Source organism: Azospirillum oryzae, assembly GCF_900177515.1.
In the GTDB taxonomy this organism is placed as follows: domain Bacteria; phylum Pseudomonadota; class Alphaproteobacteria; order Azospirillales; family Azospirillaceae; genus Azospirillum; species Azospirillum oryzae_A.
The window spans coordinates 406769-431528 of record NZ_FXAK01000005.1; the positions used below are offsets into that span (position 1 = coordinate 406769).

At 70.5% G+C, this 24760-nt stretch carries 16 protein-coding genes; 13 read left to right on the plus strand and 3 right to left on the minus strand.

Annotated features, from left to right (window positions below; translation table 11 throughout):
* Positions 1–4 precede the first annotated feature (4 nt).
* Complete coding sequence (locus tag B9N97_RS10275) at positions 5–919, minus strand: LysR family transcriptional regulator (protein WP_085086702.1); 915 nt, start codon at positions 917–919, stop codon at positions 5–7.
* A gap of 242 nt (positions 920–1161) precedes the next feature.
* Here B9N97_RS10275 and clpB point away from each other — a divergent pair, with 242 nt between their 5' ends.
* Positions 1162–3846, plus strand: coding sequence for an ATP-dependent chaperone ClpB (gene clpB / locus B9N97_RS10280; RefSeq protein ID WP_085085983.1), 2685 nt, complete (start codon positions 1162–1164; stop codon positions 3844–3846).
* Positions 3847–3935: 89 nt separating this feature from the next.
* Here clpB and B9N97_RS10285 read toward each other — a convergent pair whose 3' ends face one another.
* Positions 3936–4625: a hypothetical protein gene (locus B9N97_RS10285; RefSeq protein WP_244560651.1), complete on the minus strand. Its 690-nt coding sequence runs from the start codon at positions 4623–4625 to the stop codon at positions 3936–3938.
* A gap of 250 nt (positions 4626–4875) precedes the next feature.
* Between B9N97_RS10285 and B9N97_RS10290 the strand changes: the two genes are divergently transcribed.
* The 4 genes from B9N97_RS10290 to B9N97_RS10305 are packed head-to-tail and all read left to right on the plus strand — an operon-like array spanning position 4876 to position 8331.
* Positions 4876–5661 (plus strand): SDR family oxidoreductase, encoded by a 786-nt coding sequence (locus B9N97_RS10290; protein WP_085085985.1) that lies wholly within the window; start codon positions 4876–4878, stop codon positions 5659–5661.
* 22 nt (positions 5662–5683) lie between these two features.
* Positions 5684–7063: an aminodeoxychorismate synthase component I gene (pabB, locus tag B9N97_RS10295; RefSeq protein ID WP_085085987.1), complete on the plus strand. Its 1380-nt coding sequence runs from the start codon at positions 5684–5686 to the stop codon at positions 7061–7063.
* Entirely contained in the window at positions 7060–7866 is an 807-nt protein-coding gene (locus tag B9N97_RS10300) for an aminotransferase class IV (RefSeq protein ID WP_085085989.1), read from the plus strand. Before pabB ends, B9N97_RS10300 begins: the two co-directional genes overlap by 4 nt.
* Before the next feature lie 21 nt (positions 7867–7887).
* A complete protein-coding gene (locus B9N97_RS10305) occupies positions 7888–8331 on the plus strand; it encodes a GyrI-like domain-containing protein (RefSeq protein WP_085085991.1) in 444 nt (147 codons plus the stop codon).
* An 18-nt stretch (positions 8332–8349) separates the two neighbouring features.
* Here the strand turns inward: B9N97_RS10305 and B9N97_RS10310 are convergent, their stop codons facing one another.
* Positions 8350–9981 carry a caspase family protein gene (locus B9N97_RS10310; protein WP_244560652.1) on the minus strand — a complete coding sequence of 544 codons (1632 nt, stop codon included), beginning with the start codon at positions 9979–9981 and terminating at the stop codon, positions 8350–8352.
* 233 nt (positions 9982–10214) lie between these two features.
* On the opposite strand from B9N97_RS10310, the gene B9N97_RS10315 reads away from it, so the two are divergent.
* The 8 genes from B9N97_RS10315 to tagH all read left to right on the plus strand — a co-directional run bounded on the left by B9N97_RS10315 (position 10215) and on the right by tagH (position 24737).
* Positions 10215–11033, plus strand: a complete 819-nt coding sequence (locus tag B9N97_RS10315) for a YMGG-like glycine zipper-containing protein (protein WP_085085993.1) — start codon at positions 10215–10217, stop codon at positions 11031–11033.
* Positions 11034–11159: 126 nt separating this feature from the next.
* Positions 11160–14540, plus strand: a complete 3381-nt coding sequence (locus B9N97_RS10320; RefSeq protein WP_244560653.1) for a caspase family protein — start codon at positions 11160–11162, stop codon at positions 14538–14540.
* A 204-nt stretch (positions 14541–14744) separates the two neighbouring features.
* Positions 14745–16088, plus strand: coding sequence for a type VI secretion system protein TssL, long form (gene tssL, locus B9N97_RS10325; protein ID WP_244560654.1), 1344 nt, complete (start codon positions 14745–14747; stop codon positions 16086–16088).
* 63 nt (positions 16089–16151) lie between these two features.
* Positions 16152–19661 (plus strand): type VI secretion system membrane subunit TssM, encoded by a 3510-nt coding sequence (gene tssM, locus B9N97_RS10330; protein ID WP_085085999.1) that lies wholly within the window; start codon positions 16152–16154, stop codon positions 19659–19661.
* Complete coding sequence (gene tagF, locus B9N97_RS10335) at positions 19661–20248, plus strand: type VI secretion system-associated protein TagF (RefSeq protein WP_244560655.1); 588 nt, start codon at positions 19661–19663, stop codon at positions 20246–20248. Before tssM ends, tagF begins: the two co-directional genes overlap by 1 nt.
* Positions 20248–22311 (plus strand): type VI secretion system Vgr family protein, encoded by a 2064-nt coding sequence (locus B9N97_RS10340; RefSeq protein ID WP_085086002.1) that lies wholly within the window; start codon positions 20248–20250, stop codon positions 22309–22311. The genes tagF and B9N97_RS10340 overlap by 1 nt, the downstream gene beginning before the upstream one ends.
* A 46-nt stretch (positions 22312–22357) precedes the next feature.
* Positions 22358–23017 (plus strand): DUF4123 domain-containing protein, encoded by a 660-nt coding sequence (locus B9N97_RS10345; protein WP_244560656.1) that lies wholly within the window; start codon positions 22358–22360, stop codon positions 23015–23017.
* Between the two features lie 55 nt (positions 23018–23072).
* On the plus strand, positions 23073–24737 hold the full coding sequence (gene tagH, locus B9N97_RS10350) for a type VI secretion system-associated FHA domain protein TagH (RefSeq protein WP_085086006.1): 1665 nt from the start codon (positions 23073–23075) through the stop codon (positions 24735–24737).
* Positions 24738–24760 lie beyond the last annotated feature (23 nt).

The window sequence follows — 24760 nt, forward strand, 5'->3', positions numbered from 1 at the left end:
CTACTCAGCGCCACCCGCCGTCCCGGGTCAGGCCGGCCAGAATCCCGTTCAGGATGCCGTGCGTCGCGCGGGCGGCGGCCGACATCGGCCGGCCGGCGGCATGGGCCAGCAGGATGGTCCGGTCGATCTGCGGATCGACGATCGGCAGGCCGGTCAGCCGCTCCGCCGCCGCGCCATGCCGCGCCACCCGGTCGGACAGGACCGTATAGCCGCAGCCCTCCGCCACCAGCGCCTTGATCTGCTCCAGCGCGTCGATCTCCAGCGCGACGGTGACGCCGGCCCGCGCCAGCAGGGCGGCGTGCTCCACCTCCTCGCGCACCCCGTGCGGGCGGCCGGGCAGGATCAGCGGCAGGGACAGCGCCTCGGCGAAGGGGATCGCGCCTCGGCCGCGCAGCAGCGGGTCGTCGGCGGGTCCGACCAGATGCAGCCTTTCCCGCGCCACCAGTTCGGTCTCCAGCCCGCCCATCTCCTTGGTGCCGAACACCAGCGCAAGGTCGAGCTGTCCCGACAGCACCCATTCCAGCATGTGGCCGGACAGCCCCTCCACCACCCGCAGCCGGATTTGCGGATGGGTGCGGCGGACCGCCAGCGCCAGCGGCACGGTCAGCACCGGCCCCAGCGAGGTCGGGATGCCGACGGTGGCCGGCCCGGCCGGTACCGCTTCCACCGCGCGCACCTCGTCGCGCAGCCCGTCCATTTGGCCGATCAGGGCCGCCGCCCGCTGCGCCAGCCGCCGCCCGCTTTCCGTTGGCACCACGCCGCGCGCCGTGCGCAGGACCAGTTGGCAGCCGAAATCCTCCTCCATCCGCTTCAGATGCAGGCTGAGCGCCGGCTGCGCCACCCGCAACGCCTCCGCCGCGCGGGAGATCGAGCCATGCTCGACGATGCCCAGAAAATAGCGAAGCTGCCGCACGTCCATCCCGCCGGAACCCCTGATGTCCATATCGTGACGCTATGAAGGGGGCGGTGGGGATCGTGTGTCAATATGGCGCCTGCCCGTCGCGGCCTCCGGATTGTCCTGGCCAGGCCCCCCTCTTGATCGCCGCAATTCCGTTAACCATTTACCCATCAGGCGCCGGGCGATCGCGCATTTTGCGGATCGTGGAAGCGCCGTCCCGCGCCGGATGGCTGGGCGGGAGACCTTGGGAAACGGAGTGCCGGATGGACTTCGGTCAATTCACCGATCGTGCGCGTGGCGTCATTCAGGCCGCGCAGATCGCCGCCCTTGCCGAGCGGCATCAACAGCTTCTCCCCGAACATCTGCTGAAGGCCCTGATCGACGACACCAGCGGCGTCGCCGCGCGTCTGGTGCGCGACACCGGCGGCGATCCCGACCTGCTGAAGTCCGCGACCGAGGAACAGCTGTCCCGCGCTCCGGTCCAGCCGGGTGCCAGCGAAGGCCCGCAGCCGCTCTACATGTCGCCGGCGCTGGCGGCCGTGCTGCAGGGTGCCGTCGCCTCGGCCCGCAACGGCGGCGACCGCTTCGTCACCGCCGAACGCCTGCTGGAGAGCCTCGCCCGCCAGAGCGGCCCGCTGCGCGCGCTGTTCCGCCGCGCCGGCGTCGATGCCGATGCGCTGGCCGCCGCAGCCGATGCCCAGCGCAAGGACCATCCCGCCGACGCCGAGACCGAAACCACCTCCGGCGAGGCGCTGGCCCGCTACACCCGCGACCTGACGGAAGAGGCGCGGCAGGGCCGGCTCGACCCTGTCATCGGCCGTGACGACGAGATCCGCCGCACCATCCAGGTGCTGGCGCGGCGCACCAAGAACAATCCCGTGCTGATCGGCGAGCCCGGCGTCGGCAAGACCGCCGTGGTCGAGGGGCTGGCCCAGCGCTTGGCTTCCGGCGATGTGCCGGAAGGGCTGAAGGACCGGCGCGTCCTGGCGCTCGACCTCACCGCCCTGCTGGCCGGCGCCAAGTTCCGCGGCGAGTTCGAGGAGCGGCTGAAGTCGGTGCTGGCCGAGGTGCAGGAGGCCAACGGCCGCATCATCCTGTTCATCGACGAGCTGCACACCCTGATCGGCGCCGGACGGACCGACGGGGCGATGGACGCTGCCAACATGCTGAAGCCCGCGCTGGCGCGCGGCGAGCTGCGCTGCGTCGGCGCCACCACGCCCGACGAGTACCGCAAATACATCGAGAAGGACGCGGCCCTGGCCCGCCGCTTCCAGCCGGTGACGGTGGACGAGCCGTCGGTGGACGACGCGGTGTCGATCCTGCGCGGCATCAAGGGCAAGTACGAGGTGCACCACGGCGTGCGCATCGCCGACGCGGCGGTGGTCGCGGCGGTGAGCCTGTCGGCGCGCTATATCGGCGACCGCCGGTTGCCGGACAAGGCCATCGACCTCGTCGACGAGGCGGCGAGCCGCCTGCGCATGGCCATCGACAGCAAGCCGGAGGCGCTCGACGCCGTCGACCGCCGCGTCGCCCAATTGAAGATCGAGCGCGAGGCGCTGAAGGCCGAGCCGGACGCCGCCTCGCAGGAACGGCTGCAGGTCCTCGAAGGCGAGCTGGCCGAAGCGGAAGCCCGCCAATCCTCGATGGAAGAGGAATGGCGCGCCTCGCAGTCCCGCCGCACCGAGGGCCGCCGCCTGAAGGAGGAGCTGGACCAGGCCCGCACCAAGCTGGAGCGCGCCCAGCGCGACGGCGACTGGGCCAAGGCCGGCGAGCTTGCCTATGGCGTGGTGCCCGATTTGGAGAAGCGTCTCGCCGATGCCGAATCGCGTGCCAGCACCGAGCGTGACGAGGTGACGGCCAAGGACATCGGCGCCGTCGTCACCCGCTGGACCGGCATTCCGGTCGAACGGATGCTGGAGGGCGAACGCCAGCGGCTGAAGGGCATGGAGGACAAGCTGGCGGAGCGCGTCGTCGGCCAGAAGGAGGCGGTGCGCGCGGTGTCCAAGGCGGTGCGGCGTGCCCGCGCCGGGCTGAAGGACCCCAGCCGCCCGACCGGCTCCTTCCTGTTCCTCGGTCCGACCGGCGTCGGCAAGACCGAGCTGGCCAAGGCGCTGGCGTCCTTCCTGTTCGACGACGAGACGGCGATCACCCGCCTCGACATGTCGGAGTATATGGAGAAGCACGCGGTCAGCCGCATGATCGGCTCGCCTCCGGGCTATGTCGGCTATGACGACGGCGGTTCCCTGGCGGAACGCATCCGGCGCCGGCCCTATCAGGTCGTGCTGCTGGACGAGGTGGAGAAGGCGCATCCCGACGTGCTGAACGTCCTGCTGCAGGCCCTCGACGACGGGCGGCTGACCGATGGACAGGGCCGCACCGCCGACTTCCGCCACGCCATCCTCATCATGACCTCCAACCTGGGGGCCGAGGCGCTGAGCGCCCTGGGTGACGACGAGGATATGGCCGGCGTGACGGTGGAGGTGATGGACGCGGTGCGCAAGGCGTTCCGGCCGGAGTTCCTGAACCGGCTGGACGATGTCCTGATCTTCCGCCGGCTGGGCCGGGACCAGATGTCGCGGATCGTCGACATCCAGCTCGCCCGCGTCAACGAGCGGCTGGCCGAGCGCGGCGTCACCCTGGCGGCGGATGCGGCGGCCAAGCGGCGGCTGGGCGATCTGGGCTGGGATCCGGCCTTCGGCGCCCGTCCGTTGAAGCGCGCCATCCAGGGCCTTGTCGAGGACCCGATCGCCGAGCGTCTGCTCGACGAGGAGGTGGAGGGCAAGACCACCATGACCCTGTCGGTGGTCGATGGCCGGCTGGCGCTGGACGGCGTGGTGGTGGAGGAGGACCGGGCGCACGGCTTCAAGGCGCCGGAGCGTCCGCCCTTGGGCTTCGCCCTGCCGCCGGTGGCGAGCGCCTCCGCGGCGCGGGAGGCGTCGGTCCACTGACCGGCCGCTGATGCTCAAGAAAAAGGCTTCGGATGCCGGTCATCCGAAGCCTTTTTTCTGTTCGGGCCGCGGTTGGTGGTGGCGGACGGTCACCATTTCGACTTCAGCTTCTTGGCGCCGTCGCTCGACCAGATGATGGCGACGGCGTCGACCACCAGCGCGGCATCCGCCTTTTCGTTCTGCTTCCACTCGCCGCACAGCATCATGACCGAGGCGATGGCGCACAGGCAGCCGCCGCGCGCGCCCTCGATCATGCTGACGCAGATGTTCTCCTTCGGGCTTTCCTTCCGGAAATATTTGCGCACCGACCAGATGCGGTCGGCGATCAGCGGCAGCCCGACGGTGAAGACGCTGACCGCCTTGATCGCCGCATTGTTCTCCTTGCGGTCGATCACGTAGGTCAGGTTGGCCTTGCACTTCCCGCAGGTGCAGGGATAGCCGGTGCTGCGGGTTGCGGCGTCGCGCAGGTCATGCAGGGCGAAGATGCCGTTCGCCGTGATGCCGATGGCCAGCGCGCCCAGCCACGGACCCAGCGCCGCCCCGAGCGGGAAGAGGGTGATGGAGCCGATTCCCACATTGACGGTCGCGGTCGCTACGCCGCTGAGCGCGGTCAGACCGCTTTGCAGGCCGGCCTGGGCGCCGCCGATCAGCGCCATCTTGGAATATTTCGCCAGTTTTGCGCGCGTTTCGCTGAAGGGTTCGAAATCCTTGGCGGACGGCGCGTTGGTCTGGAAAATCTTTGCAAGGTCGCGAAGCTTGTCGGGCGGCGGCAAAGGCATAGTCGGGCACTCCCTGCGATGCGGCGGAGCGGAAGCACGGCAGACCGAAAACTGCACGTCCGAAAGTGTTAGTCGGGCAACAATCCTCCAACAAGCGGAACCGCGACCGGCACCGGGCGCCGGCGCGTCCGGTTGCCATCCGGGGTGCCATCCGGGGTGCCATTGAGCCGGCGGGTCTGCTACATCTCGGCTTTGCCACCATCCCGGCTCCGTCCGGGTGCGGGCGGTGCCGTAACAGCCGGGGGCAGACATGGACGCGACGATCCCACCCTATCTGTCGACCTTCTCGCTCGTCGGGCAGGTGGCGCTCGTTACCGGGTCGGGCCGCGGCCTGGGGCTGGAGATCGCGCGGGCGCTGGCCGGGTCGGGCGCGCATGTGCTGCTGAACGGCCGGGACACCGCCACGCTGGAGGCCCGCGTTGCGGAAATCGCGGAGGCCGGCGGATCGGCGTCGGCGCTGGCCTTCGACGTGTCGGACCGGGCGGCGGTGCGCGAGGCTTTCGCACGCATCGACCGGGAGCATGGGCGGCTCGACGTGCTGGTCCAGAATGTCGGACAGCGCAACCGCAAGCCGCTGGCCGACCTGACCGACGATGAGATCGTTTCCCTTCTCGACGTCGATCTGGCCTCCAGCCTCATTCTGGCGCGGGAAGCGGCGCGGCTGATGCTGCCGCGGGGCAGCGGCCGGCTGATCGCCGTCACCTCCGTCGCCGGGCAGATTTCGCGGGCCAACGACAGCGTCTATGCCGCGGCGAAATCCGGGCTGAACGGGATGGTGCGGGCGCTGGCCGCCGAATATGGGCCGCATGGCCTGACCAGCAACGCCATCGCGCCCGGCTTTTTCGCAACCGAAACGAATGCGGCCCTCGCCTCCGATCCCGAACGCGGAGCCTACTTCGCCAACCGCACGCCGATGCGGCGCTGGGGCCGGCCGGAAGAGATCGCGGGGGCGGCGGTGTTCCTGGCCTCGGCGGCGGCGACCTATGTCAACGGTCACGTCTTGGTCGTCGATGGCGGCGCCACCATCTTGATGTAAGCCGACGGCCGACTGCCCCGCCATGCTGACGATTCCCATCACCTGCGGCGATCCCGCCGCCCTGTTCCGCCCCTGGAGCGCCGAGCCCTGGGCGATGCTGCTCGACAGCGCGGCTCCCCATCCACGGAACGGGCGGTATTCCTATATCGTTGCGGAACCGTTCCAAACGGTGGAAGCGATCGGCGGGCGAACCCTCGTTGATGGCCGCCCGGTCGGCGGCAGCCCCTTCGACGCGCTGGAACGGGCGCTGGCCGCTCATCCGCGTCCATCCGACGGCCCGGTACCCTTCACCGGAGGCGCCGTGGGCTTCATCGGTTACGAAGCCGGAACGGCTTTGGAAGGGCTGCGCTCCCGCCACGGCAATCCGGGCGGCCAACCGGACTTCGCCTTCGGCCTCTACGACGTCGTGGCGGCCTTCGACCGGCAGGAGCGGCGCGCCTGGGTGATCGCAGCGCGGCCGGAGGCGGAGGACCGCGCCCGGCGCATGGCGGCGCGGCTGTCCGTTCCGCCTCCGGAACAATCGGCCGGCCCTCAGCCGATGCGCTGGCGGTCGGAGCTGTCGCGTCCCGACTATCTCGACCGGGTCGGGCGGGTTCTGGAGTATATCCGCGCCGGCGACATCTATCAGGCGAACTTCACCCAGCGATTCCTGGCCGATGCCGGGCCGGAAACCGACGCCTATGCGCTGTATGAGCGGCTGCGCCGTCTCAGCCCGGCGCCCTTCGCCGCTTTCCTGAACTGCGGCCCCAGGCTGCGGCTGGCCGGGGCGTCGCCGGAACGCTTCATCCGGCTGGGCGCCGACCGGACCATCGAGACACGGCCGATCAAGGGCACCCGCCCGCGCCATGCGGATCCGGGCGCCGACGCGGCGGCGGCGGCGGAACTGTCGGCCAGCATCAAGGACCGGGCGGAAAACCTGATGATCACCGACCTGCTGCGCAACGATCTGGCGCGCGTGTCGGAGGTCGGCAGCGTCAAGGTGCCGGTGCTGTTCGGGCTGGAGAGCTTCGCCACCGTCCATCATCTGGTGTCCGTGGTGACCTCCCGCCTGCTGCCGGGGCTGGGGCCGGTCGATCTGCTGCGCGCCGCCTGTCCCGGCGGGTCGATCACCGGGGCGCCGAAGATCCGCGCCATGCAGATCATCGACGAGCTGGAGGTGGCGCGGCGTGGCGCCTATTGCGGCTCGGTGGCCTGGATCGGCTTCGACGGCGCGATGGACAGCAACATCGTCATCCGCACCCTGTCGGTGACGCAGGACCATGTGGTCGCCCAGGCCGGCGGCGGCATCGTCGCCGATTCCGATCCTGCTGCGGAGCATGAGGAGATGCTGGTCAAGGCCCGCGCCCAGCTGCGCGCCGCAGGATATCCGGTGGTGGAGTGGACAGGGGAGGGAGTGCAATGACCATCTGGCTGAACGGGCGGCTGATGCCCGCCGCGGAGGCGCGGATCGATCCGGCCGACCGCGGCTTCACCCTCGGCGACGGGCTGTTCGAAACGATCCGGATCAAGGACGGCGCTCCCCGCCACCTGCCGCGCCATCTCGACCGGCTGGATGCCGGAGCGACGCTGCTCCGCCTGCCGCGGCCCTATGACTTCGCGGACCTGACCGGCGCGATGGCGGCGCTGATCGAGGCCACGGGTGTGAAGGACGGTGTTCTGCGCCTCACGCTGTCGCGGGGCACCGGCGCCCGCGGCGTGCTGCCGCCGGCCGACGCCCGGCCGACCCTGCTGATGACTGTGGCGCCGGCCGCCCACATGACCGCGCCGGTCGCCGCCGTCATCGCCCGCAGCACCCGCCGCAACGAGCACTCGCCGCTGTCGCGGCTGAAGTCGCTGAATTACCTGGATTCCATCCTGGCCCGGCAGGAAGCGGCGGAGCGCGGCGCCGACGAGGCGTTGCTGCTGAACGGCGCCGGCCGGCTGGCGGAATCGAGCGTCGCCAACCTGTTCCTGTCCGTCGCCGGCCGGCTGCTGACCCCGCCCGTGGCCGATGGTGCCCTTCCCGGCATCCGCCGCGCCCTGATCCTGGAGCGCCATGGCGCGGAGGAGGCGCCGCTCACCCCCGACGACCTCGCCCGCGCCGACGAGTCCATCCTGACCAACTGCCTGGGCCTGCGCCCGCTGGTGGCGGTGGACGGCCGGCCGGTCGGTTCCGGTGCCGCCGGCCCGGTGTTGGCCCGTCTGCTGGCCGATGCGGATCTTTAAACCGCAATTCAAGAGATCCCGATGATCGAAACCGTGACCTTCCCCGAACTGACCGTCATCGGCTGCATGGTCGAGGCGGGCCGCGACGACCTACCCGCCGCCGTTGCCGCCGCGTGGGAGCGCGTGTTCGCCGCTGACATTGAGACCGCGGCCTTCGCCGCGGTGTCGTTGCCGGAGGAGAACGGCATGCAGCGCCGGCTGGTCGGCTTCATGGCGGCCAAGGCGAGCGAGATCCCAGCCGGCATGGTCCGCGTCGATCTCGACGCCGGCCGCTATCTGCGCACCGTGCAGGACGGCCCGGCCGCGGAGATCGCCGACGGTTTCGCCCGCCTCCATGCCCATGCCGAGGCGAACGGGCTGAAGCTGTCCGGCATCGCGCTGGATTTCGGCTACCGGCCGGGGCTGCCGGACGGGCGCCATGAACTGCATCTGGCGCTCGCCCCTCAACTGCCGGCACTGGCCTGACGCCGCCTCCGCCGCGCTTTAGCGGGCGGTGCTGTAGACGCCGTGGATGCCGAACTCCACCGGCTGTCCGGTCAGGTGGCGGGTCAGCAGGGTGGCGACCTCCGCGGCGGCCGGCTTGCCGTCGAGCGCCGCGAGATCGCGCTGCAGCGCCGTCATCGGCTTCGGTGAGGCGATGGCGAGGAAATGGTCGGCGCCGAAGGGCGGCTCCACCGTCAGCGCCAGCCGGTAGGGGCCGCCGCGCGGGATCTGCGCCGGGTCGTTGCGCTCCGCCAGCGGGTAGAGGTAGTTGACCGTGCCGTCTGCGGCGAGGTTGATCAGGGTGAAATAGGTCCCGCTGTTGCCGCCGATGGCGAGCGAGACCGTCTCCCCCTTGCGGTAATCGCGGTCGCCCGGCTCCACCGCCAGGGTCAGCGAGCGGTCCTGCGCCGCCGCCTTCACCCGCACAACCAGCGCCCATTTGTCGACCACCCCCTGCACCCGCCGCCGGGTTTCAGCCGCCGCCGGATCGCCGGGGATGCTGGCCAGCACGTCGCCCATGGAGCTGACGACCTCGCCGGCGGCGCTGTCCCATACCAGGGCGGGATCGTCCTTCCCGGCGAGTTCGATCCCGGTGAAGCCCGCCGCCAGCTTTTTCACCACCGCCGGATTGCCCAGGATGCGCAGCGGAATCGGCCCGGCGGCCGGCAGCAGGGACGGCGGCTTCGGCCGGCTGGCGACCGGGTCGATCAGCGGGATCTCGCCACGGCCGCGCGGCTGCACCTGCGGATGCTGCCGCCCCTCCAGCGCCATGCGCACGGCGCCGCGGACATGGGCCTCCAGTTCCCCCTTGGTGACGATGCCGTCGCCGTCGCGGTCGGCCTGTCCGCGCAACGCATTGGCGAAGGCCCAGCTCAGCGCGCCGCGCGGCTTGCGGTCGATCATCACCTCCGGCGCCAGCTCGTGGTCGGCGACCGCGGCAAAGAAGGTGACGTTCGGCTGTTCCTCCGCCTCCGCCTGCAGGGCGGCGCGGGTGGGCGGGGGAAGGGCGTCGTCCTCGATTTGGTCGACCGGAACACCGTCGATCTTCGCCGCCCGTGTGCCCAGCATGCCGGCGCGGTCGTCGAAGGCACGGGTCATCGTGCCGGAATGGCAGGAATCGGAGATGAAGATCACCCGGCGCGGTGCCGCCTCCTTCAGCAGCACGGCGATCTCGTCATCGGTCAGCCGCTGGGCGGTCCCGGGGCCGCGCGGGGCGAAATCGGCCAGCACCAGGAACTCGTCCATGCCGTCGGCCTCACTGCCGCGCACACGTTCCGGTTGCTGCGCGCCATGGCCGGCGAAGGTCAGCACCAGCGTCGAGTCGGGGGCGGTCTCGGCGACCAGCTGCCGCCATGCGGCGATGATCCGGCTGCGCTCCGCCTCGCCGTCGATGAACAGGCGCAGCTTGCGGACGCCAAGCCCCTTCAGCGCGTCGGCGATGTCGCGGGCATCGTTCACCGCGCCCTGCAGCGGGCTGACCTGGGTATAGCGGTCGATTCCGATCACCAGGGCGGCGATTTCCGCCCGCGCCGGCGTAGGCCCGAGCGCAAGTCCCGCAGCGGCCGCGACCATGACGAAGCCGCCCAGAATTGCGCCGGCGGCGGTGCCCGGACGTCGCTTTCCTCGAAACATTGCAGTCCCCCAACGATGCCGTGCAGCACAGGCTACACGCGGATGCCGATGCATAAAAGGCCGCACGAATTGGTGGTAAAGATCACTTCCTTTGCGGTTGTTGCTGTGGCAGCGTTGCAGCCGGACCCGATCGGCAGGGGGGCCGCATCCACTGTGGGGGTGGAACGGCCGGCCGGGACTTCGGGTACGGTACGAATGATGCCGCGAACGGCAGTGCAAACGGGAATCAGCTCATGCGAAGCAACCGCGCCAAGGCAAGCCTCGTCTCCATCACCATCGTCGCCATGGCGCTCAGCGGCTGCGTGACCACGCAGCAGGACCGCATCGGCGCGAATGACGGCACCGACGCCTGCTACCAGTACCGCGTCGCCCTCGATTCGACCGGCGATTACTACGCCGAGGACATGCTGAAGGGCGCCGCCATCGGGGCCGGCGTCGGTGCGCTGACCGGCGCGCTCGCCGGCGGCAACCTGAAGAGCGCGCTGATCGGCGCCGCGGCGGGCGCCGCGCTGGGCACGCTCGGCGGCTACTGGAATTCCAAGGCGCAGCAGGGCCGCGATCAGGCGATCCTGGGCGTTATGAACGACCTCGACACCGAGAACCAGAACCTCAACCGCACCCAGATCGCCCTCGACCAGCTGGTGAACTGCCGCCGCGCCGAGATTGCGCGCGTCAAGGCCGACTACAAGGCCAAGCGCATCGGCAAGCCGGAGGCGGAGCAGCGCATGGCCCTGATCCGCGCCCAGCTGGACAAGGATTACGCCATCGCCAGCAGCATCAACCAGAACATCGTCAAGCGCCGCGACGAATATCTGATCGCCGCCGACAACATCGAACCCGGCTCCGCCGAGAAGATCCGCACCAAGACCGCAGTCAAGGCGCAGACCAACAAGAAGAAGAAGGCCAAGCAGACCACCACCGCCAGCGGCGCCCCGGCCTCGCAGGTGGTTCAGCGCACCAACACCGCCTTCGAAACGTCGGAGCGCATCAACGCTACCACCAGCAGCATCCAGCAGATCGCCCAGAAGGAAGCCACCCTCGACGCGGTCTGAGGCGTAGTCTGACCGGAGCGGTTCGGCCGCATGTCCCCCGAAATCGACGGGACCCTTGGCCGGACCGCTCCCGGTGACCCAGTGCAAGCGGAACGGATGATGGCCGGCTGTCCTACTCGCCCGATCGTGCGACTTCGATGCGGCCTCCGTGCCGCTGCCTTTTCGTGGGCTGTCTTCGGCCTGCTGCTGGCCGGGCTCCTGACGGGATGGCTCGGGGCCGGGGCGGCGCTGGCGGGCGATGCGTCGACCGGGGCCTTCCTGCGGATCGAGACCGGCGGCCACACCGCGCGCGTCAACCGGCTGGCCACCGATGGGCAGGGCCGGCTGATCGCCAGCGTTTCCAACGACAAGACCCTGCGCCTGTGGAGCCGCGACAGCGGCGAGCCGCTGGGCGTGCTGCGCGTGCCGATGGAGGCGGGGGACGAGGGGGCGCTCTATGCCGTCGCCCTGTCCGCCGACGGTTCGCTGGCGGTCGCCGCGGGGAACACCGGGACCAGCTGGGGTGACGGCGTCACGCTCTACCTGTTCGACGTGAAGGCGCAGCGGTTGAAGGCGCGGCTTCCCGGCCAGCCGCAGGTGCTGAACGATCTGGCCATCTCGCCGGACGGCCGCTTCGTCGCCGGGGCGTTCGGCGGCACCGCCGGCATCCGCGTGTGGGACAGCACCAGCTTCCGACTGGTCGCGGAGGATACCGGCTACGAGGCACGGGTTTCGGCCCTGGCCTTCGCCCCCGACGGGCGGCTCGCCACCGCCTCCTTCGACGGCAATGTCCGGCTCTACGACGCCGGGTTCAAGCAGAAGACCAAGCGCAATCCGGGCAAGGGGCTGCCCTATTCGGTCGCCTTTTCCCATGACGGGTCGCTGCTGGCCGTCGGCTATGCCGACCAGACGCGGGTCGACGTGCTGTCCGGCACCGACCTGAAGACGCGCTATTCTCCGAAGACCACCGGCATCGCCGGGGGCAGCTTCGCCGCCGTCGCCTGGGACGGCGCCACCCTGGTCGCCGCCGGCACCGCAACGCAGGACGGCACGCGCAACGTGGTGCGCCGTTGGGCCGAGGCGGGGAAGGGCGCTTTCACTGACGTCGCGGCGGCGCGCGACTCTGTGACATATCTTCTGGCCCTGCCGGGCGGCGGGGTGGCCTTCGCCGCCGCCGATCCCGGCTGGGGCGTGATCGACCCGGCCGGCCGGCTGCAGTTCGCCCGCATGGGCGACGTCGCCGATTACCGCGACATCCATCTCGGCCGCTTCGGCCTGTCCGACGACGGTCTGGTGCTGGAATTCGGCATGGAGCAGGGCGGCCAGCGCCCGATGCGCTTCGACGTGCTGGCCCGCAGCCTGACCCCGGCGCCGGATCCGCTGCCGGGCCTGAACCGCCCGACCGTCGAAGGGCCGGGGATCGGTGTCGCCGATTGGCGCAACAGCCGCGCGCCGAAGGTGAACGGCCAGCCGGTGAAGCTGGACAGCGGCGAGTGGGCGCGCAGCGTCACCGTGCTGGGTCCGCAGCGCCGCGTGCTGCTGGGCGGCGAATTCAGCCTGCGCCTGCTCGATTCGGCCGGGGCGGAGCTTGCCCGCGCCGAGGTGCCGGCCGCCGTGTGGGGGGTCGTCGCGTCGGCCGACGGCCGCGTCGCCGTGGCGGCGCTGGGCGACGGCACGCTGCGCTGGTACGCGCTGTCGGGCGGCGCCCGCCCGCTGGAGGAGTTGGCGGCGCTGTTCCCGCACCGCGACGGCCGCCGCTGGGTGCTGTGGACGCCGGAGGCCTTCTTCGACCATTCCGAAAGTGGCGGCGAGACGCTGGTCGGCTTCCACCTGAACGACCCGAAGAAGAAGGGCAGCCAGTGGATCGAGTTCAAGCAGGTTTACCGCGTCTTCGACGCCCCCGAACTGGTGCGCGCCAAGCTGCAGCAGACCGGGCAGGCGGACATCGCGGCGCGGCTCGCCGCCATCGGTGACATCCGCCTGCTGACCCAGCGCCGGCCGCAGGTGACCCTGCTGGATTATTGCACCGTGCCCGCCGCCTCCCGCGGTCTGGCGCTCGGCACCGGCGCCAGCGAGGCGCCCGCGTCGGCGGGAAGCCCGGCCCCGCCGCCCGCCGCTCCGACCACTCCGGCCGCCGCGGCGGATGCCGAAACCTGCCATCCGCTCGACATGACGCCGGTCAGCCGCGCCTTCGCCCGCGCCAAGGAGCCGGCACCGTCGCCGGCGGCACCGCCGAAGCCGCCGAAACCGTCGGTGCAGAGCGGGTCTCCGGCGGGATCGCAGGGGGTCGAACTGGACGTCGCGGCGGAGGAACCGCGCCTGACCGTCGCCTTGCCGGAGGGCATCGGTTCCGTCCGCCTGCGCTATCGTCTGGCCGACACCGGCGGCGGCATCGGCACGGTCGACCTGTTCCGCAACGGCCGCAACGTCAGCGGTCAGGACAAGTCGCGCGCCTTCGCCCGCGCCAAAGAGCCGGCGCCCCCCCAACCTGCGGCGCAACCCTCCGCCGCCCAATCCGCTGCTCCGCAATCATCTGCGGCTTCGCCCAAGGACCAGACCCCGGCGCCGGAGGAGCGTGTCAGCACCGTCCGGCTCGATCCCGGCAGCAACCGGGTGCAGATCCGCGCCTACAACGGCTCCGATGCGATCTACGAACGCTCGGCCCTGGTCGATTTCGTGCTGCCGAAGCCGGCCCCGGTGGCAGACGCCGCGGCGGACGACGGCAAGGGGCAGCGTGTGGTGGCTGATCGGCCGCGGCTGATCACCTTCGTCGTCGGCATCGACAAGTACCGGCCGGAGGGATCGCAGCTGCGCTTCGCCCGCGCGGACGCCACCGCCTTCGCCGACGCGCTGCGCGACCGGATTCCCGCAGGCTATGACCGGGACCAGTCGCTGGCGCTGTCGAAGACGCTCTATGACGAGGAGGCGAGCCGCGAGGCCGTGGTCGCCGGGCTGGAGGCGCTCGCCGCCAATGCGCGGGAGGAGGACACGGTCGTCCTCTATCTTGCCGGCCATGGCGTGATCGTGCCGTCGCCGAAGGATCCGTCGGTCAAGCTCTACCACTTCATCACCCAGGACGTGAGCGCCGCCACCGCCGAGGCGATCGGCCGGGAGGGACTGTCGGAGAAGGAGCTGAACCGGCTGGTCAGCGCGATTTCCGCCCGCAACGTCTTGGTGATGCTCGACACCTGCCATTCCGGCGCGGTGTCCGCCGGAACCGTCGACAAGCTGTACCAGGACATGGGGCAGCGCTACCTCCTGGCCGCCTCGTCGGAGCAGGAGGAGGCGTTGGACAGCTATGACGGCCGCAACGGCATCTTCGCCCACGCGGTGCTGGAAGGGCTGAAGGGCAAGGCGCTGCTGCCGGGGGACGAGGCGGTCTACAACCTGACGCTCGGCCAGTATGTGAACCGTGCGGTGCCGCGGCTGGCGCGGGAGAAGCGCTGGCACCAGTCCGCCATCTTCAAGACCGGCGGCAACGAGCTGAATCCCTTCCCGCTGGCGGCGCCGGAGGCCGGGAAGCCGTGAGGCGTGCGGCGCCATGGCAGAGTGACGCACGCCATACCGAATTCGGCCGATAAAAATGGGTAGATTAAGCTCGATTGGTTCGTTCAAAGTGGTTGTAAAGGGGGACCGGACCGTTTCCGGGACGGAGCGCGGATTGGGGTGGACATGCAAGGCGGCGATCAGTTTGGCGGCACACCCGGACCGGAATCGGAACGCACGGTCCTGATGCCGACACCGGGCGGCCGGCGGCCGGCCGCGTCGGACGGTTCGGCCGGCGGTTCGGCCGGCGGGGAGACGGTTTTCGCGTCGCGGGCGTCGGCGGTCGGGGTTTCCGGCCCGGCGCTGGCGGCCATCTTCGCCGCGCGGTCGCCGTTGGCCGCCGCCGCCTCGCCGGTGCTGCTTCTGGCGGCGCGGCTGAACGACATCGGCGGTGTGCCGGACCTCGAATCGCTGCGCCAGCGCGTGATCGGCGCGCTCGGCGACTTCAAGAAATGGGTCATGTCGTCCGGCATGGACGGCGCGACCCAGGCGACGGCGCACTATGTGCTCTGTGCGCTCATCGACGACATCGTGCTGAACTCCCCCTGGGGCACCCAGAGTTCCTGGACGCGCCAGAACGTCACCAGCATGTTCCACAAGAATGTCGTCGGCGGCGAGCAGTTCTATGACCGGCTTGCCACCGCCCGGCAGGACCCCGGCAAGTACGGTGATCTGCTTGAGCTGATGTATCTCTGCCTGTCGCTGGGCTTCCGTGGCCGCTACCGCGTCGGCGGGCGCCAGGACACCGAGCACGCCCGCATCCGCGAAGAGGTCTACAACATCCTGGTCAAGCAGCGCGGCTACGCCGACCGGATTCTCTGCCCGAACGCGGCGGCGATGGCGGTGGAATACCGGCCGCCGCGCAGTTCGCTGCCGGTCTGGGTGACCGGCGCCGGAACCGCGCTGTTCCTGCTGCTGCTGTTCCTGGCCTTGAGCTTCCTGCTGAACGGCGCGTCCGACCGGCTGTTCGCCGGCTTGGCCGGGCTGCCGCCGCATGGCGGCGTGGTGATCGAATCGCCCGCCCCGGTCAAGCTGGCGGAGGAGGCGCCGCCCCCGCCGCAGATCGCCCCGCCGCCCCCGCCGCCGACGACCCAGGTCCAGCGCGTGCGCAAGTTCCTGGAGCCGGAGATCGCCGAAGGACTGGTCGAGGTGGTGGAGGACGCGCTGTCGGTCACCGTGCGCATGCGCGGCACCAACCTGTTCGCCAGCGGCAGCGCCAGCCTGAACGACAAGGTGCGGGGATCGGTCCTGCGCGTCGGCCGCGCCGTCGCGGAAGAGCCGGGCGCGGTTCTGATCACCGGCCACACCGACAATGTGCCGATGACCGGCGGCGGGCGTCTGCGCTTTCCGTCCAACTGGCACCTGTCGAAGGCCCGCGCCGAATCGGTGATGGCGGAGTTCGAGCCGCTGTTCGCCGACAAGTCCCGCCTGAAGGCGGAGGGCAAGTCCGATACCGAGCCGGTGGCGTCCAACGACACGCCCGAGGGCCGGGCGGCGAACCGCCGGATCGACATCATCCTCAAGAAGTGAGCGGAACCGCCCCGCCCGGGGCGGTGCCAGCGGCCGGAAAAAGATTGGGACAGGGGTATCGGAATGAGTCGGCTGACCGCCATCTTGCTCTCCCGCACAGTGTTGGGCCTCGTCGGCGCGGTGATCGCCGCGGCGCTGATCGCGCTGCTGGCGCCGCTCGCCGGTCTGGACATGCCCTGGCTGGCGGTCGCCGCAGCCGTGCCCTTCCCGATCCTCGCCATCGTGCTGTTCCTGCTGAAGCGCCGCGACGCCAAGGCGGAGGAACGGATGACGGCGGAGCTGACCGGCGGCGCCGACGCGGCCCACATGGCGGCGGTGGACCAGGCCGACGAGGTCGCCGGCCTGCGCAAGACCTTCGCCGAATCGCTCGCCCTGCTGAAGGCCGGGCGCAAGCAGCGGGGCCTGGGCGACGGCTATCTCTACAGCACGCCCTGGTACGTCATCATCGGCCCGCCGGGTGCCGGCAAGACCACGGCGCTGCTGAAAAGCGGCCTGAACTTTCCGCTGGCCGACGAGACCGGGGGCAAGCCGCTGAAGGGTGTCGGCGGCACCCGGCAATGCGACTGGTGGTTCGCCGACGAGGCGATCTTCCTCGACACCGCCGGGCGCTACACCACCCAGGACAGCCACGAGACCGTGGACCAGACCGGCTGGGGCGCCTTCCTGAAGCTGCTGAAGGATGCGCGCTCGCGCCAGCCGATCAACGGCGTGCTGGTGGCGATGGCGGTCCCCGACCTCGCCGCCGCCGGGCCGGAGGAGCGGGCGCAGCATGCGGCCGCCATCCGCCGCCGCCTGCGCGAGCTGTACGAGACGCTGAAGGTCAAGGCGCCGGTCTATCTGCTGCTGACCAAGGCCGACCTGATCGCCGGCTTCAACGAGTTCTTCCATGACCTGAACCGCGACGAGCGCCGGCAGATCGTCGGCGTCACCCTGCCGGCGGGCGAAAGCGAACTGGGCGATGCCGGCATGGCGACGCTGGGCAGCGAGTTGGACGGCATCGCCGGCCGGCTGTCCGGCCGCGCCGTCGACCGCATCCAGCAGGAGCATGCGCAGGAGCGGCGCGGCGCCATCTTCGCCTTCCCCTCGCAGTTCGCTTCCCTGAAGGAACCGCTGCTCGACTTCGTATCCGCCGCCTTCAAGGCCAACCGCTACGAGCCGGCGCTGCGGCTGCGCGGCATCTATTTCACCAGCGGCACCCAGGAAGGCACGCAGATCGACCGGCTGATCGGCGGGCTGGCCGAAAGCTTCGGCCTGCCGGCGGCACCCTTCCGCGGCGGTGCCGTCGCCGCCGGGCAGCAGCGCAGCTACTTCCTGGGCGGCCTGCTGAACGATCTGGTGTTCCGCGAGGCCAACATGGTCGGATTCGACCCGGCGGCGGAACGGCGGCGCATCTGGGTTCCGCGCATCGCCTACAGCCTGTTCGGGCTGGTCACCACCGCCGCGACCGCCGCCTGGGTCGCCAGCTATCTCGGCAATGCCGGGCTGATCGACCGCGAACAGCAGGCGGTCGACGCCTATCGGCCGAAGGCGGAGGCGCTGGCGGCCGGCACCGTCGCCGACGACGACATCCGCCGCGTCCTGCCGGTGCTGAACGAGCTGCGCGCCCTGCCGGCCGGCCATGACACGCTGGCGCTGAAGCAGAAGCTGGCGCTCGATTTCGGCCTCTATCAGGGCGACAAGCTGGAGGAGGCCGGCGACGCGCTCTATCGCCGCGCGGTCAACGGGCTGCTGATGCCGCGCCTGCTGGTGCGGGTGCAGCGCGACCTGCGCGACCGGCTGATGGCCGACGACGCCCCGGCGGTGGAGGCGCTGCTGCGCCTCTATCTGACGCTGGGCGGCGCCGGGCCGGTCAATGGCGAGGAGGTGAAAGGCTGGACCGTCGGCTGGCTGCGCCGCGTCTCGCCCTCGCCGGGCGAGGACGAGACCAAGGCGGTCCTTGGCCACATCGACGCCGGGCTGTCCGCTCCCGCCGGCCTGCCGAAGGCCAACCTGGATGCCGAACTGATCCGGCAGGCGCGCGAGGTGCTGGCCCGCACGCCGCTGGCCGCCCGCGCCTATGCCGCCGTGCGTGATGGTGAGGCGGCGCGCAAGCTGCAGGACTGGCGCCCGTCGGAACAGGCCGGGCCGGAAGGCGACCGGGTGTTCCGCCGCTCCTCCGGCGCCCGCTTCAGCGACGGCGTCCCCGGTTTCTATACCCTGCAAGGCTTCACCTCCGTCATGCTGCCGGGCCTGCCTGCTGCGGCGCGCTCGGTGCGCGACCTCAGCTGGCTGCTTGGCCCCCCGCGCGGGGAGGAGGCCGGTCCGGAACTTGAGACGGCGGCGCTGACGCTTTACCTGCGCGACTATGCCGGCCGCTGGGACGCGCTGCTGAACGACATCACCCTGGTGCCGGCGGCCAACCCGCAGGCGCTGGCCGAGGAGGTCAACATCCTGTCCGGCCGCAGCTCTCCCCTGCAGAAGCTGCTGACGGCGGTGGCGAACGAAACGACGCTGCAGCGCGTGCCGGAGGCGCCGGCCGGCGCCTCGCCCGCGGTGGCTGCGGTTGCCGCGGCGGCGGCCGACAGCGGCGTGGCGAAGCTGGTCACGCAGATGGTCGACGACCGCTTCCGCCCGCTGAACGACTTCACGCGCAACAGCGGCAACGCCCGGCTGGAGGAGCTGCTGCGCCAGCTGGAGGCCGTGCATGCCGTGCTGGCGCGGCTGTCGCTCGGCTCCGGCAGCGGGCAGAAGCTGTTCGATCTGGCGGCCAACGGCGGCGGCGAGGTGTTCCAGAAGCTCGCCACCGACGTCGGCTATTTCCCGCAGCCGGTCCGCCGCTGGACCGAGGAGCTGGTGGAGCAGGGCACGGCGCGGACGCTGAGCGGCGCCCGCTCGCAGATCAACGCCGAATGGCAGAGCACGGTCGTGCCCTGGTGCCGCCGCGCGCTCGACAACCGCTATCCCTTCGTCAAGGGTGCCTCGGCCGATGTCGGCATGGACGATTTCGCCCGGATGTTCGCACCCGGCGGGCTGATCGACGCCTTCTTCACCAACCGGCTGCGGCCGTTCGTCGACACGACGAAGGAGCCCTGGCGCTGGCAGCCGTCGGCCGCCGACCTCGGCATCCCGGCCGCCGTGCTGCCGGCCTTCCAGCATGCGGCGGCGATCCGCGACGCCTTCTTCCCCGACGGCGGCCGGGCGCCGTCGCTGCGCTTCGAACTGCGCCCGACCTATCTCGGCCCGGGGGTGGAGCAGGTCGATCTGGACATCGACGGCCAGCGCCTGACCTTCGCCCGCAACGCCACGTTGGCGCAGGGCCTGCAATGGCCGAAGCCGGGCGGGGCGGGCGACCTGCGCGTGACCTTCACCGGCCAGCCGACCGAACCGCCGGAGATGACCCAGCGCAGCGGAAGCTGGGCGTGGTTCCGCACGCTGGACGCCAACCGCGGCCGCAAGGGGGCGGTGCCCGACCGCATCCCGCTGAGCTTCGGCGCCGCCGGCAAGTCGGCCGGGTTCGACGTGCGCATGACAAGCGCGGTCAACCCCTTCTCGATCCGCGACCTCAAGGATTTCCGATGCCCGGACAGTCTTTGATGGGCCAGTCTTTGATGGGTAATGCCGGCTGTTTCGGCAAGCTGCCGGCACGCGGCGATTTCCTGCTCCGCGGCCTGCCGCGGAGCTTCGCCGACCCGTGGCACGAGTGGCTGCTCGATGGATTGCAGGCCAGCCGGGCGGCGCTGGGCGAGGGGTGGATGGACCGCTACCTCAACGCGCCGATCTGGCGTTTCGTGCTGGAGGCCGGTGTGTGCGGACCGCAGGCGGCGGCCGGCGTGATGATGTCCAGCGTCGACAAGGCCGGGCGGCATTTCCCGCTGACCCTGGTGGCGTTGCTCGCACCCGGTCACGCCGCCGACGGGGTGGAGGCAGACGGCGGATGGTTCGAGGCGGCGGAGGAGTTGGCCCTGTCCGCCCTGACCAACACGCTGGACGTGGAGGCCTTCGTCGGCTCCGTCGGCGCCCTGTCGGTGCCGCGCTCCTCAGGTCCGTCGGCCGCCGCCGCCGCCCGCTGGTGGACGCTGGGCGGCGAGGGCGTGGCGGAGCAGGGATTCACCGGCGCCGGCCTGCCGCCCGCGGCCCGCTTCGCCGATTTCCTGACCGGCCGGGCCGGGGAGGGCGCGTGATGCAGTTCGTCCAGGATGACCGCCTGCTGTCGCTGGAAACCCCGGCCGGTCCCGACGTGCTGCTGGTGGAGCGGGTCCGGGGGCGGGAATCGCTGTCCAGCCCCTTCCTGTACCGCATCGATGCGCTCGGTCCCATCGAACCGCTGGCGCCGGAAGTCATCGTCGGCAACAGCGTGAACATCGGCTTCCGCCAGCTGGACGGCGAGCGGCATTACGTCAACGGCATCGCCCGCTCGCTCGGCGTCGGCGTGCCGGTGGGACGCGACCAGCGCTATTACACGATCGAGGTGGTGCCCTGGCTGTCGCTGCTGTCCTACACCAGCGATTGCCGTATCTTCCACAGCCTGGGCAGCGGCGGCCCGATGGCGGTGCCGAAGATCGTCGAGACGATCTTCCATGAGTTCGGCTTTTCCAATTTCGAATTCCGCAGCCTGACCGGCAGCTACCAGCCGCGCGAATATTGCGTCCAGTACAACGAGACCTATTTCGGCTTCGTCAGCCGGCTGCTGGAAGAAGAGGGCATCTATTATTACTTCGCGCATGAGCGCAACCGCCACAAACTGATCCTGTCGGACAGTGCCGCCGGCTACGCCAAGCTGTCGCCGGCCACGCTGCGCTTCAACCCCAGCGGCCAATATGCCGACCAGATCGAGCGCTGGGAGCGGGTCTATTCCATCGCGTCGGGGCGCTGGGCCACCAAGGATTATGATTTCCAGGCGCCGCGCACGCCGCTCGACAGCGACGAGGCGTCGGTCGCCAAGGTGCCGGTGTCCACCAAATACGAGCTGTTCGAATATCCCGGCCGCTTTGCCACGCGCGATGCCGGCTCGACGCTCGCGCGGCGCCGGATGGAGACGGAGGAGCGCGGGCTGGAGGGGGTGCGCGGCGTCGGCGCCTGCCGCACCCTGCATCCCGGCATGACCTTCGCCCTGACCGACCACCCGACGGCGTCCGAGAACAACCAGCCGGTCGTGGTGTCCGAACTGGAGTTCGACGCCTGCAACGAAGGCTTCCTGCCCGGCGACAAGCGCAAGGCCTCCTACGGCAACAGCTTCCACGCCCTGCCGGCGAAATCGGTGGTGCGGCCGGAGCGGCGCACGCCGAAGCCGTCGGTGCGCGGCATCCAGACCGCCTTCGTCGTCGGGCCGGCGGGGGAGGAGATCTACACCGACAAATTCGGCCGCATCATGGTGCAGTTCCATTGGGACCGCCGCGGTCGGTCGGACGAGAAAAGCTCCTGCTGGATCCGGGTGGCGCAGAGCTGGGCCGGGCACCAGTGGGGCATGCAGACGGTGCCGCGCGTCGGCATGGAGGTGCTGGTCGATTTCGTCGACGGCGATCCCGACCGGCCGATGGTGATCGGCGTGGTCAACAACGCCGATGCGCTGCCGACCTATGCCCTGCCCGAACACAAGACGCGGTCGGGCATCAAGACGCGCAGTTCGCCCGGCGGACGCGGCTTCAACGAGATCCGGTTCGAGGACAAGGCGGGGAAGGAGCAGGTCTTCCTTCATGCCCAGCGCGACTACGACCTGCGCATCGGCCATGACAGCCGGACGTCGGTGGCGTCGGGCCAGCATGTGAACGTCGCCGGCGGCCTGTGGGAGTGGGTGGGCAAGAACCACCACGCCACGGTGGACGGCGACCATGTGGAATCCATCGGCGGCGGCGTGTCGCGCAGCATCGGCGTCGATCTGCACGACAAGGTCGGCACCAACTATGCCGTCCATGCCGGGACCAACCTGTGCCTGGAGGCCGGGGCCTCGCTGACCCTCAAGGTCGGCGGCAGCTTCATCACGCTGAACGCGGCCGGCATCTCGATGAACGGCACCATGGTGCTGATCAACAGCGGCGGTGCCGCCAACGGGCTGAGCGCGGCGCCGGCGAAGCCCGACAAGCCGTCGCCCGCCGACAAGGACAAGGGCGGGTCGATCAAGGCGCCGCCCAAGGCGAAGCTGCCGCGCGCGGCGCAAAGTCACAGCCCGAAGGCCGCGGCGCAGGCCATGGTGATGCGCAACGCCGCCGCGTCCAACACGCCGCTGTGCGAGATCTGTCAGAAATGATGCCGGAAATGATGCCAGAAACGACCCACCGGACATGAACCAGGCGATGACAGGTCCATCCCCCCGCCGCACCCCGCAGGAGGTGGTCGCCCGGCTCGCGCATCATTTGTGGCCGCAGGGCGCGACTATTGACGGGCCGGATGGCGAACGGCGCGCTCTCTACATGATCGTCGACGCCGCGCGCGACCCCGGCCTCTATCCCGGCCTGCTGGCGCGGGAGGAGGAGGCGGAGATGCGCGCCCTCTATCAGGGCGAAACCGCGAGCGAGATGGCCGAGGTGGCCCCCTATCTCGTCCGGCTGGATCGCGGCGGCGCCGTCGCCGACTGGCTGGTGGGGGAGGGCTGGGGCCGTGGCTGGGGCATCCTGGTGCAGGCCGGCGGCGACATCGACATGGTGCGCCGGCATTTCCGCAAGCTCACCATCGTCAACGACGCGAAGGGGGCGGCCTATCTGTTCCGCTTCTATGACCCGGCGGTGCTGCGCAGCTTCCTGCCGATCAGCGATGCGGCCCAGCGCGACGCATTGTTCGGGTCCGACATCCGGTTCATGATGGAGGACGCCGGCGCCGAGGCGCTGGTCCTGTTCGAACTGGTGGACGGCGATCTGCGCCGTGTCGAGGTGCCCCTCGGTGCGCCCGCAGGTACGCCCGCAGGGATGCCCTCTTGGGCGCCAGCCGGGGCCGGCGGCGCCCCCCCTGTCCGCTGATGCCCGAACCAAGGGAGATCCCAGCGGTGGAGTTGTCAGCGGAGGAGATGGTGGAATGCTGAGGCTGAGGATCGTGTCGGACCATCGCGCGTCGCTGGGCGGCAATGCCGAGAAGACGCTGCATGGCGGCAGCCTCACCGTTGGGCGGGGGGTGGAGAACGGCTGGATCCTGCCCGATCCCGACTTGCTGCTGTCGCGCCAGCATTGCGTGTTCGAAGCGGCCGGCTCCGGCTTCCGGGTGACCGACACCAGCACCAACGGCGTCTTCCTCAACGGATCGGAGCAGCCGATCGGCCGCAACGCGTCGGCGCCGCTGTCGTCGGGCGACCGTATCCGCATCGGCCGCTTCATCATCGAGGCGATGGTGGAATCGCTGAGCGCCCCCAGCTTCACCGAAATCACCGGGGCCTTCTCGCTGGGTGCCAGAGGCGGGGAGGCCGACCCGTTCGCTCCGGCGCCGGCGTGGGACGCTCCGGCACGGCATGCTTCGGCACGGAACGCCGCTGAGCAGGACCCGTTCGACGAGTTGTTCGACGATCCGACGGCACGCCCTTTCGAGGACCGGCCGCTGCGTTCGGAAGCCGAGCCGTTCGATGCCTGGACCTCCTCCAGCAGCGGGGCGGCGGCGCGGGAGCGGGCGGACGACTGGCATTTCGGCACCGTCGACGACCATTCCGATCCGCTGAACCAGGCGCTGTCGGTCGGCGTCTCCTTCCCGGCGCAGGATTCGGCTCCATTCTCGCCCCCATTCTCTAACGAGCCGCAGCGGTCGTCCGGCGGCGGCATCCCCGACGATTGGGATGACGAGCCCTTCGGCGCGCCGCAGCCGGGATCCCCCGCCATCCCGGACCCGTCGTTTCTCCCGCCGCCGAAAGCGGCCCAGCCGCTTCCGGACGACTGGAACATCGACGAGACGCTGCCCGATCAGGCGCCGCCGGATCTGCCGCTCAAATCCGTCGCCCCGGCTCTCCCGTCGGAACCGAACCCGCTGCCGGACGTGGATCCGCTGGAGGACCATACCGATCTCGCCCCCCGGCCGGTCGCGGCAATGCCGGTTCCGGCGCCAAGGTCGAATCCGGCCCCGACCCCGGCACCGGTGTCACCGTCGACGCCGGATAGCGGTGCGGCGGTCGCCGCCTTCTATGAGGGGTTCGGCGCGCCGCTGCCGCCGGACGGGCTGCCGGATGCCACCGCGATGATGCGAAGCCTGGGCGAGGCGTTGCGGGCCAGCCTGGGGGCGCTGCATGCCAGCCTGCGGGCCCGGGCACGCTTCAAGGACGAGTTCCATCTGGAGCAGACCAGCTTCCGCCCCGCCGGCGAGAACCCGCTGAAGCGGTGCGAAACTCTGGACGAGGCGGTGTCGGTGCTGGCCAATCCGCGCCTGCGCGGCTTCCTGCCGATGGGCGATGCGGTGCGCGAGGCGGCGAGCGACGTGCAGGTCCATCACCTTGCCTATGCCGCGGCGCTGCAGACCGCGCTGAAGCAGGTGGTCGCCAAGTTCGATCCCGGCGCGCTCAGCCAGCGGCTGGAGACGCGGCTTCTCGACAGCCTCGTTCCGGCCGCGCGCAAGGCGCGCTACTGGGACCAGTACGAAGTCCTTTACAAGGATCTGGTGGTCGAGCTGGAGGAGGATTTCGACCGCGTCGTCGGCGATGCCATCGCCCGCGAATACGACCGCTTCATCCGCCGTGACGGCACCGGCGGCGAAAAGCCGGACTGAACCCTCCCGACACCGCCGCCGCA

Coding starts and splice junctions, on each gene's coding strand:
- B9N97_RS10300 (WP_085085989.1), top strand. CDS start 7,060: ATGACCATCTGGCTGAACGGGCGGCTGATGCCCGCCGCGGAGGCGCGG.
- tagH (WP_085086006.1), top strand. CDS start 23,073: ATGCTGAGGCTGAGGATCGTGTCGGACCATCGCGCGTCGCTGGGCGGC.
- B9N97_RS10345 (WP_244560656.1), top strand. CDS start 22,358: ATGACAGGTCCATCCCCCCGCCGCACCCCGCAGGAGGTGGTCGCCCGG.
- B9N97_RS10310 (WP_244560652.1), bottom strand. CDS start 9,981: ATGTTTCGAGGAAAGCGACGTCCGGGCACCGCCGCCGGCGCAATTCTG.
- tssL (WP_244560654.1), top strand. CDS start 14,745: ATGCCGACACCGGGCGGCCGGCGGCCGGCCGCGTCGGACGGTTCGGCC.
- B9N97_RS10290 (WP_085085985.1), top strand. CDS start 4,876: ATGGACGCGACGATCCCACCCTATCTGTCGACCTTCTCGCTCGTCGGG.
- B9N97_RS10305 (WP_085085991.1), top strand. CDS start 7,888: ATGATCGAAACCGTGACCTTCCCCGAACTGACCGTCATCGGCTGCATG.
- B9N97_RS10315 (WP_085085993.1), top strand. CDS start 10,215: ATGCGAAGCAACCGCGCCAAGGCAAGCCTCGTCTCCATCACCATCGTC.
- B9N97_RS10275 (WP_085086702.1), bottom strand. CDS start 919: ATGGACGTGCGGCAGCTTCGCTATTTTCTGGGCATCGTCGAGCATGGC.
- tagF (WP_244560655.1), top strand. CDS start 19,661: ATGGGCCAGTCTTTGATGGGTAATGCCGGCTGTTTCGGCAAGCTGCCG.
- B9N97_RS10285 (WP_244560651.1), bottom strand. CDS start 4,625: ATGCCTTTGCCGCCGCCCGACAAGCTTCGCGACCTTGCAAAGATTTTC.
- B9N97_RS10340 (WP_085086002.1), top strand. CDS start 20,248: ATGCAGTTCGTCCAGGATGACCGCCTGCTGTCGCTGGAAACCCCGGCC.
- pabB (WP_085085987.1), top strand. CDS start 5,684: ATGCTGACGATTCCCATCACCTGCGGCGATCCCGCCGCCCTGTTCCGC.
- tssM (WP_085085999.1), top strand. CDS start 16,152: ATGAGTCGGCTGACCGCCATCTTGCTCTCCCGCACAGTGTTGGGCCTC.
- clpB (WP_085085983.1), top strand. CDS start 1,162: ATGGACTTCGGTCAATTCACCGATCGTGCGCGTGGCGTCATTCAGGCC.